We start from the raw sequence: 14,731 nt of genomic DNA, 5'->3' as shown, positions 1-14,731 counted from the left end.
GGTTTGCGAGGAGGATCGGACTATGGATACGAATCGTTCGGAGAAGCGGGTCGCGATCCTCGGTGCGGGAAAGATCGGAAGAGGGGTCGTGGGACTCCTCTTCTCCCGCGCGGGATACCGCCTGTACCTGTATGACATGTACATGGAGGGCATGAGGCAGCTTGAGGCACAGGGCTACTACGAAGCGCGCGTGACCGACGGCCACGACGTCGACGAGCGCTACCGCATCGATGGCTTCTCTATCGTTGACAGCTCGGAAGACGACGAGATCGTCGAGCTGCTCCAGGACGTCGACATCGCGGCGTGCTGTGTGTACGAGGGGGCGTTTGCGAGCATCGCCCATGTCGTCGCCCGGGCCATCGAGGCTCGCGTGGCGAGTGGCTGCGAGCGCGACCTCAACGTGCTTTTGTGCGTGAACGCTCTCGGCGCGCCGGCCAAGGTGTCGGACCTTATCCTCTCAGAGCTCGGCGAGGCCGGTGCCGCGTACTTCGATGCCCATGTGGGCGTGTGCCAGGTCATGGTGCTCGCCGCTGGCATCCCCAGCGAGGCGGGAGCGAACCCGTGGCAGGTCGTGGTATCGGCGAATCCCGGTCTCGAGATCGACGCCGATGCCTGGAAGGGGGAGCGGCTTGCGGTTGACGGCGTCGTGTACGCGGCCGGCGCGCAAGGGCTCATCTACCGCAAGGTCTACTGCGGCAACATGCGCCACGCGATGGCCGGCTTCATGGGCCGCATGGCGGGCCTCGAGTACATCTGCGACTGCCATCGCGACCCGTGGATTCGCGCGAACATCGTGGGTGCCTTCGAGGAGGCACACGCGGCGGTACTGCAGGAGTACGACTACGACGCCGACGAGGACGCCGAGTGGGTGGACTTCATCACGGCAAAGCTCGACGCCGACGTTCGCGACCCGGTGGAGCGCGTCATCGCGAAGATGGACGAGAAGCTCTCCCGCGAGAACCGTTTCGTCGGGCCGGCGCTCATGTGCCTGGACCACGGAATCGTGCCGTTTTACCTGGCGCGCGGTATCGCATACGGTCTCGCGTGCCTTGCACGCGAGCGCGATGTGGAGCTCGAAGACGCCGCCGTCTGCGCATTCGCCAAAGAGGTGTGCGGCCTTACCGATGACGACTGGATTCTGCTCGATCTCGTTGTCAAGCAGTATGCAGATATAGCACGTAGATAAACCTTTTGGATTGGAATGAGGAACCTATGAAAGCAAAGACAGCCGTCCTGACGGCAGTTGAGCAGGCCGAGGTCATCGATCGCGAGCTTCCCGAGCTCGGCGACCACGACGTGCTCGTCAAGGTGGATGCGAACAACATCTGCACTTCCGAGTACGGAGCCTTCAACGGGGCCCGCAAGCGCCCGCTTCCCCTGACGTTCGGTCACGAGTGGGCCGGAACCGTCATGGAGGTCGGCGCCCAGGTCGAGAGCGTGAAGGTGGGCGATTACGTTGCGAGCGGCTACCAGTACGACCCGTATTCCGAGCCCAGCCGCGAGGGCCGCACGAGTGAGTGCACCAAGCTCCAGAGCGCTGACCATCCCAACCCGGACGGGTATTTTGGCAACGCCGGCTGCGCGAACTACGCGGTCGCCAAGGAGGTCGCCTGCTACAAGATCGACGAGGGCATCGATCCTTCCGTGGCGGCCCTGCTGGAGCCTCTGGGCACCTGCTGCGCCGGCTTCCGCCGCTTCGGCGTAAGCTATGGCGATACCGTCGTGGTTATCGGCGCTGGCACCATGGGCATCTTGAACGCACTTGTTGCCAAGGCGCATGGTTGCCGCGTGCTCATCACTGAGATGATGCCCAAGAAGCTTGAGGCGGCCCGCCGCCTGGGCCTCGAGGCCATCGACGTCTCCGCCTGCGACCCGGTCGAGAAGGTCAAGGAGCTCACCGGCGGCAAGGGCGCCGACGGCGTCATCATCGCGGTGGGTGCCTCCGGCGCATACGCCCAGGCGCTCGAGATGGCCAAGGAGAAGCGCGCCCATCTGCTTATCTTCGCGGCGGGCTACCCTGCGCCCACGTGGAGTCTCGACCCCAACACCATCCACTATCGCCGTATGGTCATCGTGGGTAGCTACGGCGCCGACGCCCAGGATTTCCGCGAGGCGGCGGCCATGATCAACATGGGCGTGGCCGATTTCTCCGAGCTTGTTGAGGAGAAGCTCCCGCTCTCTCAGATTCAGCATGCGTTCGAGCGCGCGTGCGAGCCCGGTATGTTCCGTATCAGCGTCCAGTGCCAGGAGGCGTAATCGATTATGCGTTACAAGACTATGAAGAAATCCGGCCAGAAGGTTTCCGAGATCACGGTCGGTACATGGGCCATTGGCGGCAAGAACAGCATGGGGGGCGGTTACGGCGAGATCGATGACGACCAGTCCGTTGAGGCGATTCGTGCCATGATCGCAGGCGGTGTGAACCTTATCGATACCGCCCCTATTTACGGCGAGGGCCACTCCGAGGAAGTTGTTGGCCGAGCGGTCGAGGGAATCCGAGATCAGGTGCTCATTGCCACGAAGTACGGTTCCTACATTGAGGATGGCAAGGGCGTCCACTGCAGCCGTCCCGATTCGGTGCTGCGCGAGTTTGACGACTCTCTGCGTCGTCTGGGCACCGATTACGTAGATATGTATCTCATGCATTGGCCGGACGACCTGGGTACGCCCATCGAGGACACCATGGCGTGCGTCAATAAGCTTAAAGAGCAGGGATCCGTAAAGATGCTCGGACTGTGCAACTCCGATCGTGCCCTCATCGAGCGTGCCTCCGCTGTGGCGGACCTCGACATCGTCCAGCTTCCTTTTTCCATGGTGAATCAGTCGGCTATCGCTGATCTCAAGTGGTGCGAGGAGCATGACATCGATGTCATGACCTGGGGCTCGCTCGGCGCCGGCATTCTCACCGGATCTGTCCGCGAAAAGCCCGTTTTCGACGAGAAGGACTTCCGCGCGACCTTCTATCCCTTCTATCGCGAGCCGATGTTCTCCAAGATTCAGGAGTTCCTGAAGACTATGGACGCGCTCAGCGAGAAGTATGGGAAGCCCCTTGCACAGATTGCTATTAATTGGAGCACGCAGAAGAGTTTCGTGACCACGGCACTCACCGGCGTTCGCAAGGTCGAAGAGGCGGTTGAGAACTGCGCCGCCTTCGACTGGCAGCTTTCCGATGAAGATATCGCGACGCTTGATGCGGAGCTTGAGCGACTGGAGATCACCGAGGCGGTGGCGTAAGGACGCTTCCGTTCGCCGTTGCGGTGGGGTGCCGTATGGCTGCGGCTGTGCGGCACCTTTTCTTATGTGACGCAATGTATGAGGTTATAGACCAAATAATGTCACGTGCGGGCATGCCATCGACCATCCCAGCGGCGTACTGTGTGATGGGGAAACGAGTGGTAGACTCCCAGATAAGGGATATCGGGGGGGGGGCGTCTCAAAAAGCTCTTGCCGCCCTATCGTGCTTTCGTTTTGGCCTGTTGTTCGAGGGTGGATGTGAGACTGATGGAAACCCCTTTGTACCAGCGGATATACGATGATATCAAGCGCTCCGTCGACGAGGGGGAGTATGCGCCGGGAAGCAAGATCCCCACGGAGGTCGAACTTGCGGAGCGATACTCGGTCAGCCGTATCACGGTCCGTCGCGCTATCGAGGATCTGAGCACCGCCGGCATACTGATTAAGCGACGTGGGTTGGGGACCTTCGTGTGCGCACCGCGCATGCGTCGCAAGTTGTTACAGGGGGGCCTTCCCGAAAGTTTCACCCATATTTGCGAGAAGAGCGGGCGCGTCCCCGGTGCCAAGTTGATTGATCGTGAGATCGTGGTTCCGCGTTCAGATGAGAAGGAGTTTTTCGGGCTGGGCGAGGACGACCTGGTTCTGCACATCCAGCGCGTCCGCACTGCTGACGGGCAGCCAGTGTTTGAGGAGAACATGTATCTGCCTTATTCCTCCAACAAGGAGCTCGCGACGCTTGAGCTGGGAGAGGAATCGATCTACGGGCTTATGGACGGCCTATATGGAAGGCGGCCGGTCAAGAACGCGCGCGTGCTCGTGGAGTCCGTGGGGGCATCGAGCACGCGGGCGATGCGCTTGCAGATCTCGGCGGGAGAGCCGATGCTCTACATAACGACCTACGCGCTCGACCAAAACGATGAACCCATCTATATCGGTCGTCAGTATTTCATAGGGTCGCGCTACATGCTGGACTTGTAGGCGGTGCATCCGTCAAGCGATGTCTTTGGGGCTGCTGATCTGATTAACGGGCGCCGTTCGAAAGCTCGCTTCTGGCTAGGGCGTGATAGATGGGATGCCGTTTTTTGTGCTGCCGGCTTGTATTCGCGCTCTGCCAAGCGTGCTTTTCGGTTGTGCTGGCGTTTTACTTGCTGCCTGAGCGCACCTGTCTTGTAATGCGGTTTGACCTGCGCGAGCGCCCATGCTGTGCGGGTGGCTGGGCTCGTGCTCCTGGGATCGGGGTGTTTCCCATGGTGTGGCATGGGGCATCTTGGCGGAGATTGCAGCTTTCGCTGGGGAAAGCGCCCTCTCATGTCGGGCGGTTGCCGATGCGCCGGGATTGAGGAGCTTGCCGCTCGTCGGCCATGAACGAGGGCGGGCGTGCCAAAGGGGACGTACCCTTTTGGCACGGCGCGCCCGCTTCATGTTGAGGCGAAGCAACCTCCCACCACCCATATCGAGCGCGCGGGCGCTGCGGTTCGTCCAGATGGGCGGGCGGCAGCGCCCGTTTCGCTTTGCACGCGAAGGCGCGTGGCGCTGCGATGTATCTTGCGCTGCTCAAACAAAGCCGTTTGCCAGGTGAAAGCGGTTTGTTGGATGGGCGATCAGGTTCTTTTTTCGATATGCGGACGCTTCCGATTCCCGCACACAATGAAGTCGAGCCCATCGGCCGGATGGCCGGTGCGATGGGCCTGCGCGACAGACGGGGGGCGGTATGGAGCGAAAGAAGAGGCTACTGGTCAGCATGGCTGCCGGCATCGCTGCAATGCTCATCTCCATGGGAAGCGTCTCATCTGTGCGCGCAGAGGTCGAGCGAGAGCAGCAGGAGGTGCTCGCGCGGTACGGCGGCGACCTGGTGTCGGTATGCGTGGCGACGCGGGAGCTGGAGCCTGGTGACAGCTTGGGCGAAGCCGACGTGGCGGTTGAGGAGTGGGTCGCGAGTCTGCTCCCGTCCGATGCAACACGCGACCTCGATGAGGTCATAGGGAAGCCGGTGACGTCGCGCGTGCCGAAAGGCGCCGTCCTGTGTCCCGCTTACTTCCAGGCAGACGACGGCTCCGTCGCGGTCCCAGCGGGAAAGGTCGCGGTGTCGGTGCCGGTTGATTCGCAGCACGCGGTCGGCGGAGCGTTGGAGCGCGGGGAGCGCGTTGACGTCTACGTCTCGCGTGACGCTGTCGCCGATCGGCTTTGCGCCGCCTCCGTGCTCGACACGAGCATGCTGGCTGAACGGTCATCGGAGCTGACGTGGGCGACCTTGGCGGTCGATCCCGCGTCGGTGAAGGAGGTGCTCGTTGCGACGAGTGCGGGCACGGTGACGATCGTCGTGCCCGGAGCCGCCGCGCCGCCGGAAGGCGCCGAGGGGTCCGAGCATGATGTCGGGGCAGAGGGAAGCGCACGAGATGGGGAAGGTGCATGATGGGTTCGATATGGCTGGCGTGGTGCGGAAGCGACGACATGGCCTCCGTTCGCCGGGAGATCTGCGGTCGGGATGCGGGGTCGCAGCTGGTTCGGTGCGATGGGCCGGATGTCATGCTCGCGATGCGCGACCTGCTGTCACCCGACGCGGGCGGGGTCGCAATATGCCCGCATGGCGCGACGGAGGAGGCCGAGGACCTTATCGGCGCGTTCGCTCAGCACGGGGGAGCCGCGTCGATCGTCGCGATGGTGGATGAGCTTGATGCCGGCGTGGCCGCCCGTATGTTCTACGCCGGGGCGACGGAGGTCGTGCAGGCACCGCGTGCACGGGAGCCGCCCCATATCGTGGGCGCGGAAGAGGGTCGGTCTTCGCGGGCGTCCCGTGCGCGATCCGTGGCCGCGCGGGGAGACCAAGGGGTGCCCCCTTGGCCCCGCCGGCCGGGTGCCGCCGGGCCGACGGTGGGAGACGTGATCCCGATGCGCGCCGTCCTGGGCGCCGGCGCCGAGCGCGACAAGGCCGCCGAGCGCGACAAGGCCGCCGAGGTCCTCAGCTCTCGTTCGGATGACGGGGCGGGGTGCGCGGATGCCGCCGGGACCGCGGTCCCGGTCGCGCCGAAGCGAACGGAAACCGTGCTCGAGGTGCTGGCATCTTCCGAGCCCGCGGCAGCGAGAGCGGGGCAGGTTCGCGATGGCGCCGATGCGCCCGATGGGGGCGCGGGCCGGCATGAGGCGGATCCTCCTGCTCCCGAGGGCAGGCGAGCGCCGCTCGTGACCCTGATTTCCGGTAGGGGCGGGGTCGGCAAGACGACGATCGCGGCCTCGATGGCGTGGATGGCTGCCCATATGGGCCTTAAGGCGGCACTGATCGACCTGGACCTGATGTTTGGAAACCTGCATGACCTGATGGGTATCGAGGAGGCGGTGGACCTTTGCGGCATCACGGGGGCTCACGATAGCTCCTTCGCGGGCGCTCAGTCCGTCGAGGCGACGGCCATGCGCGTGGCCCCCGGGTTGACGCTGTGGGGGCCCTGCAAGGAGCCCGAGAAGGCCGAGCTCGTCTCTTCCGCTACGGAGGACCTGATAGAGGCCCTGCGTACCGAGGCGGACGTGGTCTTTGTCGACACCTCGGTGTTCTGGGGCGATGCGGCGGCATCGGCGGTGTCTCGCTGCGACCGGTGCCTCGTCGTGGGCACGGGCGGCGCTTCGGGCGAGGCGTCCGCCCAGCGGGCGGTGGGGCTCGCGGCGCGCATCGGCGTGCCCAAGACTCGGATGACGTGTGTGTTCAACAGGTTCGGTGCCCGGGGTTGCGGGGAGGAGCGCGCCTTGCGCTTCGAGATGGCGGTGTCGCTGCGGTCCAGGGTGCGCATCTCCGACGGGGGAGAGCCGACGGCCGAGCTGCTCGAGTTCGGGCGCTTGGGGGACGCCCTGGTCGCACCGGGCGCGTTCGGGAAAAGCGTCAAGTCGTTCGCGTGCACCCTGTTGAGAGAGCTGGGGTGCCCGATCCAGGGATGGGATGCGGGGCACGGTTCGGCGGGAGAGCAAGAGGCGGAAAGGCCGAGGCTCCGTTTGCCGTGGAAGCGAGAGGGGGCGATGGCGCGATGAGCGTATGGGAGCGCGTGCGCCGGGCGCAGGGGTTCGAAGGCGACGCTGCCCGTCAGGGCGATCGTCGCGTTCGGTCCGTGAAGGCGGTCGTGAAGCGAGAGATGCTGGAGCGCGTGGGCATGGAGGAGGTGGCCCGAATCGTCGGGGCGCCCGATGCGGCGCATGCGCGCGAGGAGCTGCGTGGCGCGGTGGAGGCCGTGGTGAACACGAGATGCCCTTCGGGGATGTCCGAGCCGGAGCGCGAGCGCGTCGCGCGCGAGGTGCTCGACGACGTGGTGGGCCTCGGCCCGCTCCAGGGCTTGCTCGATGACGAGAGCGTGAGCGAGATCATGGTGAACGGATACGGCTCGGTGTTCTACGAGCGAGGGGGCGTCCTCCATTCGGTCCCGGGCGTATTCGAGAGCGAGGAGCAGGTCCGTATCATCATCGATCGCATCATCTCGCCGCTTGGACGCCGCGTGGACGAGCGGAGCCCGATCGTGAACGCTCGCTTGCCGAGCGGGTACCGCGTCAACGCCGTGATTCCCCCGATCGCCATAGACGGCGCGACGCTCACCATACGAAAGTTCTCGGACCGCATCTGCTCGCTCGCCCAGCTGGTCCAGATGGGGTCGATTCCCGACTGGTACGCCCGGATGTTGTCCTGCGCCGTCGCGCTCCGCCAAGATCTCGCCGTGGCGGGCGGCACCGGTTCGGGAAAGACCACCTTGCTCAACGCGCTTTCCTGCGAGATCGATACGGGCGAGAGGATCGTGACCATAGAGGATTCCGCGGAGCTCAAGTTCTCCCGGCATCCGCATGTGGTGCGCCTGGAGGCGCGCGAGGCCTCGATAGAGGGGACGGGGGCGGTGACGATTCGCGACCTGGTGACGAATGCGCTTCGCATGAGGCCCGATCGCATCGTGGTGGGTGAGGTTCGAGGGGCGGAGTGCGTCGATATGCTGCAGGCCATGAACACGGGGCACGACGGCTCGCTGACCACCCTGCACGCGGGGAGTGCGCGCGAGACCGTGGTGCGCCTCGCCTTGCTCGCCCGCTACGGGATCGACCTTCCGAGCGAGTTGATCGAGGAGCAGATAGCCATGGCGCTCGACGGCATCGTGATGTCCGTGCGTCGACCCGACGGCAGGAGATTCGTCTCCTCGTTCACCGGGGTCTCCCGCGGAGCGGACGGCGGAGTCGAGCTCGCGGAGTACGTCTCGTTCGATCCGGACAGCGAGACGTGGAGCCTCGTGTGCGAGCCGCCGTTCATCGAGGAGGGGCTCCGTTCCGGAGCTTTGACCGAAGGGGAGGTGGAAGGGTGGAGGTCGTTGTGCCCGGAGCCGTTGGGATCCTTGTCGCGCTGTGCGTAGAGGGATTGACCGGGGACTCTCAGCGTCGCGATGGCACGGTGGGCGATACGGTCTCGGGCGCTTTCGGAATGGTACGGAGCCGGTTGCGCGAGGTTGGCGGCGTGGCAAGAAGGGCGCTTGCGGACAGTGCGGCCTCGTCGCTGGCGCATGCCGTGGCGGATGAGGCGTTGCGCGTGTGCGGGAGACGGGGGTCCGCTCGCGGTGTGTCCGGAGACGATGAGGCCCTGGGCGTCACGTTGCTCTCCTGCGCCGTCTCAGGATGCGTGGGCTGCGTCGCGTTCGGCATCCTCGCGGCGCCCGCGTGCGCACCCGTTCCGGTGTTCGCCTTGCTTGCGAGAAGAAGGCGTCGCCTGCGCCGTGAGGCGCTGGCGCTCGAGGAGGGGATGCCGGAGGCCTTCGGTGCGCTCGCCATCTCCTTGGGATCGGGTCATTCCCTGCCCCAGGCCATGCGGTTCGTGGGAGAGCGCTCGCGCGAACCCGTGCGCACGGAGTTCATGCGCGTCTCCCTGGCGACCGCGTGCGGTGTCCCGGCGGTTCGCGCCCTCGACGAGATGCTCGGGCGCCTGAGGGCGCCCGCGCTCGATCTGGTCGTCTTGGCGCTCAAGATATCGAAGCGCACGGGGGCGCCGTTGGATGAGATGCTCGCCGAGGCGGCATCGATGGTCGATGACCGCCTCGATTTACGTCGTCGCCTGGACGTCAAGACGTCGCAGGCCCGCATGTCGGCGCGGATGGTCGCCGCCATGCCCCTGGCCATGGTCGCGGTGCTGTCGGTCATCTCGGGGGACTTTCGCCGGGGTCTTGCCACGCCGGCGGGGGCGTCGGCGGTCGCGGTCGCCGCCGTGTTGGATGGGGTCGCCTGGCTTTCAATCAAGCGCATCATGCGCGTGGGTCTGGAGGGATGATGCGGAGTGGATGGGTTGCGGGGCGCGATGCTCGCAGGGGTGCTTGCGGCCTGCGGCGCGTGGGGCGCTGCAGGTGAGGGAATGGAGGGGCTGCGCGATCCGTTTCGCCGCTTGGCGGCGTCGGGGATGCGGGTCGTCGCCCTCATGCGCGCCGCGGATGCTCGACGGGCTTCGCGCCGACAGGAAGGCGCGTCGGTCTTCGAGGTGTGCGAGATGGTCGATGCGGTGCGGCTCGGCCTGCTGGCGGGGCTCTCGTTCGATGCGGCGCTGGCGCTGTACTGCGAGCACCGGGAGGGCGCGCTCGCGCGCGCGGCGGCCGCGGCGAGGATGAGATGGCAGATGGGGGTATGCACGCGGGAAGAGGGGCTGATGCGCATGGCGGACGAGGTCGGCGTCCGTCAGCTCGAGGCCTTCGCCTCCGCCGTCGGGCAGGCGCATGAGCTGGGGGCGCCTCTGGCAGAGACGCTGGCGCGGCAGGCGCGGGAGCTCCGCTGCGCCCATCGGGCCTCGGTTGAGCGCGCGATCGAGCGGGCGCCGGTGAAGATGCTCGTTCCGACAGGGACGCTCATATTGCCCGCGCTGCTTATTTCGATAGTGGGTCCGCTGCTCGCTTCGGGCGGCATGGTGTGAAGGAGGAACTGATGGATATGAGGGTGACGCGGAGCGGTGGGGCGTGCGGCTCCAAGGGCTCGGATTTTTGGGGCGTGTTGCGGGATGAGCGCGCCCAGGGGACGACCGAGTACGCCATCCTGGTGGGCGTTCTGGTGGTGATCGCGATCATCGCGATCGTGGCCTTCAGGGATCGCGTGGGCGAGCTGTGGGATTCGATCAGCAGCGCAATCAATAGCCTGTAGGTGCGCACGGTGGCTCGAAGAAGGGGCTGGGGCGCAGTCCTTGCGATCGCGGGCATCGCCTGTCTGGCGCTTTTCGCCCCTTCATGTTGTGGGAAGCGGTCGGATGGTGCCGCGGACGCATCGGATGGCGCGCCGGCCGGGGGTTCGCTGCCGCGTCAAGAGTCCGGGGAGGTCGCGGATTCCGGCCCTGGTAGGTTTTTGGACGATCTGTCCGCTGCGGCAACCGCCTCGTCGGCGGTGTTGTGGGAGCAGGATGACGACGTCGCCTCTGCGGCCGGTGGAGTACTTGAGGCGTACGCCGACGAGAGGGGATGTCAGCTGGTCCTGAGTGGATACCTCGGCATATCGGATGGGGCATGGGGTGCGATCGTCCAGGGTGAGACATGGGTGGACACGGTGTATGTGACCAAGGATGGCGATGCCGCCCTCGTGCGCGTCGTGCGCACGAGGGCGAAGGAAGGCAGTGCCGGTTAGGGGATGGAATGGATGGGCGCGGAAAAGGCGGCGGCCGCCTGGGGCGTGGTGCCCAGGCGACAGTGGAGTATGCGTTGGTCACATCGGCGGTCGTGGCGATCGTCGTCGGCCTCGCCGCGATATGGCGGGCTGGCGAGAGGGGCGTCTTTCAAGATCTTGTCTCTCAGGCGGCGTCGCATGCGCTCGACGCCCTTGGCACGCTCGACATCGCCCTGTTCTGAGATACGCTTCGCAAATCGCGCCCAGGCAACGGTGGAGGCGGCGTTTCTGCTCCCGACGTTCCTTGCGCTCGTGGCGCTTGCGGTGCAGCCGGTGTGCGTGCTGTACACGAGGTCCGTGATGGAGTCGGCGGCTTCCCAGACGGCGCGCCTGATGACGACGTGGGGCGAAGAGGATCTCGATGCGTGCCGCGCGTTCGCGCTGCGTCGCCTCGGGGCCGTTCCGGACGTATCGATATTTCACGAGGGCGGTCCGCTGGCATGGGATATAGAGCTTGCTCCGGCCTCGTCTGGAGGATCGGTGCGTGTTCGGATCGAAGGACGGCTTCGCCTGCTGCCGGTGATCGGTGTTTTCGCGTCGGCGATGGGGGAAGCGGATGGGACGGGCGGCATGAGCCTGGTGAGCGAGGTGGCATATGATGCGAGGCCAGCATGGGTCGAGGGGGTTTACGAATCGTGGATCGAGCGCTGGGGTTGAGCGGTCCGCCTGGATGCGCCTCGGGATCGATCTGTTCCTGGAGCGCGGGGCGTACACGACGGTGGCGTCCGCCGTGGCCATGCTCGTCACCCTGACGCTCGTTTTCTCCTCGGCGACGGCGGTGTGGAGCATGTCGCGCGCGGGAGACGTCCAGACGGTGGCCGATTCCGCCGCCCTTGCAGGTGCCAACGTGGTCTCGTCGTACTGCACCGCGGCGACGGTGGTCGACGCAGCAGTTGCCAGCTTGGGGTTCGCGGGAATGGCTGCGGCTGCGACGGGCTTGGTCGGAACGCTCGTGCCCGGTGCGCGCGCGGCCGCCGGCAAAGCGCTGGACGTGGGCATGAGGATGATCGACGCGCGCAACGAGCTCGCCGCCTCGGCGTCGCGGGGTCTCAGCGAACTCGAGGAGGCGCTGCCCTATCTGGTAGGAGCGAACGCGTCGCTCCTCTGCCGGGAACGGGACGGGGAATCCGTTGCATACACGGGCGTCGCCCTGGCGGTCCCAAGCGAAAGCGCGTCGAGCTTTCCGGCGCTGGAGGGAGATGAAATCGATACGAGCGAGCTCGAGGAGGCTTCAGATCGGCTCGATGAGGCCGCCGGGGAGCTGGAGTGCGCCGCCGAGCACACAGCCTCGGCGCGCGAGCGGGCGTGGAAGGCGGATTGCGGGCAGGAGCCGAGCATGCGCGAGCGCGCCGCCTCGCTCTCCGGGCTGTCGGATGCGGAGAACCCGGGGTATGCTTCAAGTATCACCTGGCCGCTCGATGCGGGGCTCAAACGTGCGCGGGCTTACTACCGCTGGCGCTCCCAGCATGACAAGCCCGAGGGCTCGGGAGTCGAAGCGAAGGCGGACTCCGCTTCGCGCCGTGCCTTCTACAGCTATGCATATCGACAATTGCGGGGTGCCCGAGTCGAAGACGGGGATACGGGTGTCGTGGTGGACGTCCCCCTCCTGCCGAGAAACGAGGAGGAAGTGCGGCGCACGGAGCTCTATACGGAGCGGATTTGGCCCGCCACGCACGAGGGCATCGGCACGGTTCTCCATTTCGGTCCCGATTGCCCCGGGGCGACCGGGCCGTCTGCCGGATCCCTTGCGCTGTCGAGCGTGGGCGCCGATGCGGTTGAATGCCCGGTCTGCCATTTCACCGTGAGCGATGTGGGAAAGACGCCGGCGGCCTCAACCTCTATCGCCAACGGGTTCGAACATCATCTGCGTGCGTACACCGAGGCGCTGCGCGATTATGCGGCATGTCGCAATGAAGAACTGGAGATGGAGGGCAGGGCGAAGGGCGAGGCCGGGAGCGCGGCGGACGCGTTCCAGGATGCGTTGGGGCGGCTCGCGGCCCGTAGGCCAAAGATCGCGCCTCCGGGGCGATACGGCTGCGTCTCGCTCGTTATCGGCGGAGAGGCGTCTTCGCCTGCTGGCCTTGATACCGATCTGTCCGGATCGGTCGACCTGGATCGACGCGGAGCCGTCTCCGCGGCCGCGCTTGCTCCCGACCCCGCGACGCGTGAATCCAACGTGCTCTCGTCGTTTTTCTCGCGTCTCCAGGGTCGCGTGGGATCGGAGGGGCTTGCCGGTCTTGCGGGCGGCGTCATGGAGCTTTGGGGCGACCTGCTCGTCGCGTACGGAGATATGGGCGAGGCGCTTTCGGCGAAGGTGGACGAGCTGACGGGGCGCCTGGGCGCCCTCGGTGCCGGTCCGATCGCGAGGTGGTTGCGCGACCGGCTGGGAGACATCGTGGGGACGCTCGGGCTCGGGCCCGTGGACCTCACCTTGCTCAAGCCGGTGCTCGTGGATTCGTCCAACGTGATCGCGCGTTCAGACTTCTCGGGCCTGGCGGACATCAAGGCGAGGCTTCGAGAGCTGCCCGTGGGAAGCACGGACCCGGGGGCGCTGCTCGAAGCGGTGGGCTATGAGGTGGGACGGCGCCTCGATGAGACGGAGTTCACTATCGCCGAGCTGCCGCTTCCCTTTGGCGGTTCGATTCCTTTGACGATTAGGCTGCGCGACGTCGCGGCGTCGCGGGAAGGGGCTGGATGATGATGGAACGGTATTCGATCGGCAGGGATGCCCAGGCGACGGTGGAGATGGCAGTCGTGTGCCCCGTTCTGATCGTTCTCGCCCTCATCTCCTATAACGTGATGCGGTTTACCGCTCTGGTGGCGCGCTTCGACCGGGTTGCCCCGGATATCGTCTTGGCGCATGGGGTTGCTCCGGAGGGAGATGACGCCTCCGATGCGTCGGGAGTCATCGCCTCGCATCTTTCGGAGGCAATGGGCGCGGGGGTGGAGGTGGAGGTCGAGCTTGCGACGGGGGATTCGGCGGGAGGCGCCGCGCCGGTGCTCGTCGGTGCGGTCGATTCTTATCGGTGCCGGATGGTCTATCGCCCGTGGCCCAGTGACTTTACCGTGGCGGGCGTTCGCCTGGGTGCTCCTCTCGAGCTCGTGCACGAGCGCGAGACGCCGCTCGACCCATGGCGCCCGGGGGCGGTCGTATGACCTTCTGTCCCGACGAGTGCGAGGGGTGCCGGCGGGCTGTGTGCGCCTTGGGCTGGGGGGATGCGGAGCCGGAGCGCGCGACGGGCTTTCTGCGCCGTTTGGCCGGCCTGGCGGTCGGCCTGCGCGAATGCGGGCAGGTCCTGGCGTTTCCATCCTGTACCTCGGTCCATACGTGTACGATGCGCCGTCCGATCGACGTCGCCTTCATAGCGCGTGACGGGCGCGTCATCGCCCGACACGACGGAGTCGGTCCCGGTCGCGTGCTTGCCTGCCCGGGGGCGGCATGCGCGCTGGAACGCGTGGCCGGCGCGCCTGCGGCGCCCGACGGGCCGCTGCGGAGCGCGCGCTCGCTCCCCGGCGAGGGGCTTGGCCGCGTCGGGGAGCGAGGCGGGGATGGGAGGCTTTGATGGATCGGCTGGCCTGGATGGGGACGGGCTGGCGTGAGGCGGGCTTCGGGATAGGCTCGGATTCCAAAAAAGTTCCCCATTCTCAGTTGACCGCCAATTCTTATTTGCTATAGTAATCAAGCCGTCGTTCGCGACAGGCCTTGTGGCTAGATAGCTCAGTTGGTAGAGCAGAGGACTGAAAATCCTCGTGTCGGGGGTTCGACTCCCTCTCTAGCCACCATATGTATGATTGAGAGCGCTCGACGTCGTTTCGTTGGGCGCTCTTTTCGTATATCGGCGTTTGAAAGGGGACCTCG

Annotated in this window: 15 protein-coding genes and 1 tRNA gene; all 16 read left to right on the top strand. The window is 65.8% G+C overall.

Annotated elements, in window-relative coordinates; all coding sequences use genetic code 11:
- Positions 1–22 precede the first annotated feature (22 nt).
- Positions 23–1,186: a mannitol dehydrogenase family protein gene (locus tag BQ7355_RS01180; RefSeq protein ID WP_072414550.1), complete on the top strand. Its 1,164-nt coding sequence runs from the start codon at positions 23–25 to the stop codon at positions 1,184–1,186.
- 26 nt (positions 1,187–1,212) lie between these two features.
- Positions 1,213–2,256, top strand: coding sequence for a zinc-dependent alcohol dehydrogenase (locus BQ7355_RS01175; RefSeq protein ID WP_072414549.1), 1,044 nt, complete (start codon positions 1,213–1,215; stop codon positions 2,254–2,256).
- A gap of 6 nt (positions 2,257–2,262) precedes the next feature.
- Complete coding sequence (locus BQ7355_RS01170) at positions 2,263–3,234, top strand: aldo/keto reductase (RefSeq protein ID WP_072414548.1); 972 nt, start codon at positions 2,263–2,265, stop codon at positions 3,232–3,234.
- A gap of 279 nt (positions 3,235–3,513) precedes the next feature.
- Positions 3,514–4,212: a GntR family transcriptional regulator gene (locus tag BQ7355_RS01165; RefSeq protein WP_240307280.1), complete on the top strand. Its 699-nt coding sequence runs from the start codon at positions 3,514–3,516 to the stop codon at positions 4,210–4,212.
- A gap of 733 nt (positions 4,213–4,945) precedes the next feature.
- Positions 4,946–5,647: a Flp pilus assembly protein CpaB gene (cpaB, locus tag BQ7355_RS01160; RefSeq protein ID WP_072414546.1), complete on the top strand. Its 702-nt coding sequence runs from the start codon at positions 4,946–4,948 to the stop codon at positions 5,645–5,647.
- Complete coding sequence (locus BQ7355_RS01155; protein ID WP_159430426.1) at positions 5,647–7,248, top strand: CpaE/TadZ family protein; 1,602 nt, start codon at positions 5,647–5,649, stop codon at positions 7,246–7,248. The genes cpaB and BQ7355_RS01155 overlap by 1 nt, the downstream gene beginning before the upstream one ends.
- Positions 7,245–8,600, top strand: coding sequence for a TadA family conjugal transfer-associated ATPase (locus tag BQ7355_RS01150; RefSeq protein WP_072414544.1), 1,356 nt, complete (start codon positions 7,245–7,247; stop codon positions 8,598–8,600). Before BQ7355_RS01155 ends, BQ7355_RS01150 begins: the two co-directional genes overlap by 4 nt.
- Positions 8,601–8,803: 203 nt before the next feature.
- Positions 8,804–9,505 carry a type II secretion system F family protein gene (locus tag BQ7355_RS01145; RefSeq protein ID WP_159430425.1) on the top strand — a complete coding sequence of 234 codons (702 nt, stop codon included), beginning with the start codon at positions 8,804–8,806 and terminating at the stop codon, positions 9,503–9,505.
- A gap of 81 nt (positions 9,506–9,586) precedes the next feature.
- Positions 9,587–10,135, top strand: coding sequence for a type II secretion system F family protein (locus BQ7355_RS01140; protein ID WP_240307279.1), 549 nt, complete (start codon positions 9,587–9,589; stop codon positions 10,133–10,135).
- 17 nt (positions 10,136–10,152) lie between these two features.
- Positions 10,153–10,359, top strand: a complete 207-nt coding sequence (locus BQ7355_RS01135; protein ID WP_083581444.1) for a Flp family type IVb pilin — start codon at positions 10,153–10,155, stop codon at positions 10,357–10,359.
- Between the two features lie 198 nt (positions 10,360–10,557).
- The gene (locus tag BQ7355_RS09015; RefSeq protein WP_143761645.1) at positions 10,558–10,833 is read left to right on the top strand and encodes a hypothetical protein; all 276 of its coding nucleotides are present in this window, start codon (positions 10,558–10,560) and stop codon (positions 10,831–10,833) included.
- An 8-nt stretch (positions 10,834–10,841) separates the two neighbouring features.
- Positions 10,842–11,054 (top strand): hypothetical protein, encoded by a 213-nt coding sequence (locus tag BQ7355_RS01125; protein ID WP_072414540.1) that lies wholly within the window; start codon positions 10,842–10,844, stop codon positions 11,052–11,054.
- A gap of 31 nt (positions 11,055–11,085) precedes the next feature.
- On the top strand, positions 11,086–11,529 hold the full coding sequence (locus BQ7355_RS01120; protein WP_240307278.1) for a TadE/TadG family type IV pilus assembly protein: 444 nt from the start codon (positions 11,086–11,088) through the stop codon (positions 11,527–11,529).
- Between the two features lie 13 nt (positions 11,530–11,542).
- Positions 11,543–13,570 carry a hypothetical protein gene (locus BQ7355_RS01115; protein WP_072414538.1) on the top strand — a complete coding sequence of 676 codons (2,028 nt, stop codon included), beginning with the start codon at positions 11,543–11,545 and terminating at the stop codon, positions 13,568–13,570.
- A complete protein-coding gene (locus BQ7355_RS01110; RefSeq protein WP_072414537.1) occupies positions 13,570–14,028 on the top strand; it encodes a hypothetical protein in 459 nt (152 codons plus the stop codon). Before BQ7355_RS01115 ends, BQ7355_RS01110 begins: the two co-directional genes overlap by 1 nt.
- Before the next feature lie 551 nt (positions 14,029–14,579).
- Positions 14,580–14,655 (top strand) — tRNA-Phe (locus tag BQ7355_RS01100).
- The last annotated feature ends 76 nt before the right edge of the window (positions 14,656–14,731 follow it).

Source organism: Collinsella phocaeensis, assembly GCF_900119895.1.
Lineage (GTDB): Bacteria > Actinomycetota > Coriobacteriia > Coriobacteriales > Coriobacteriaceae > Collinsella > Collinsella phocaeensis.
The sequence above is the reverse complement of the archived record's forward strand: the minus strand, read 5'-3'. Positions and strand labels throughout refer to the sequence as shown.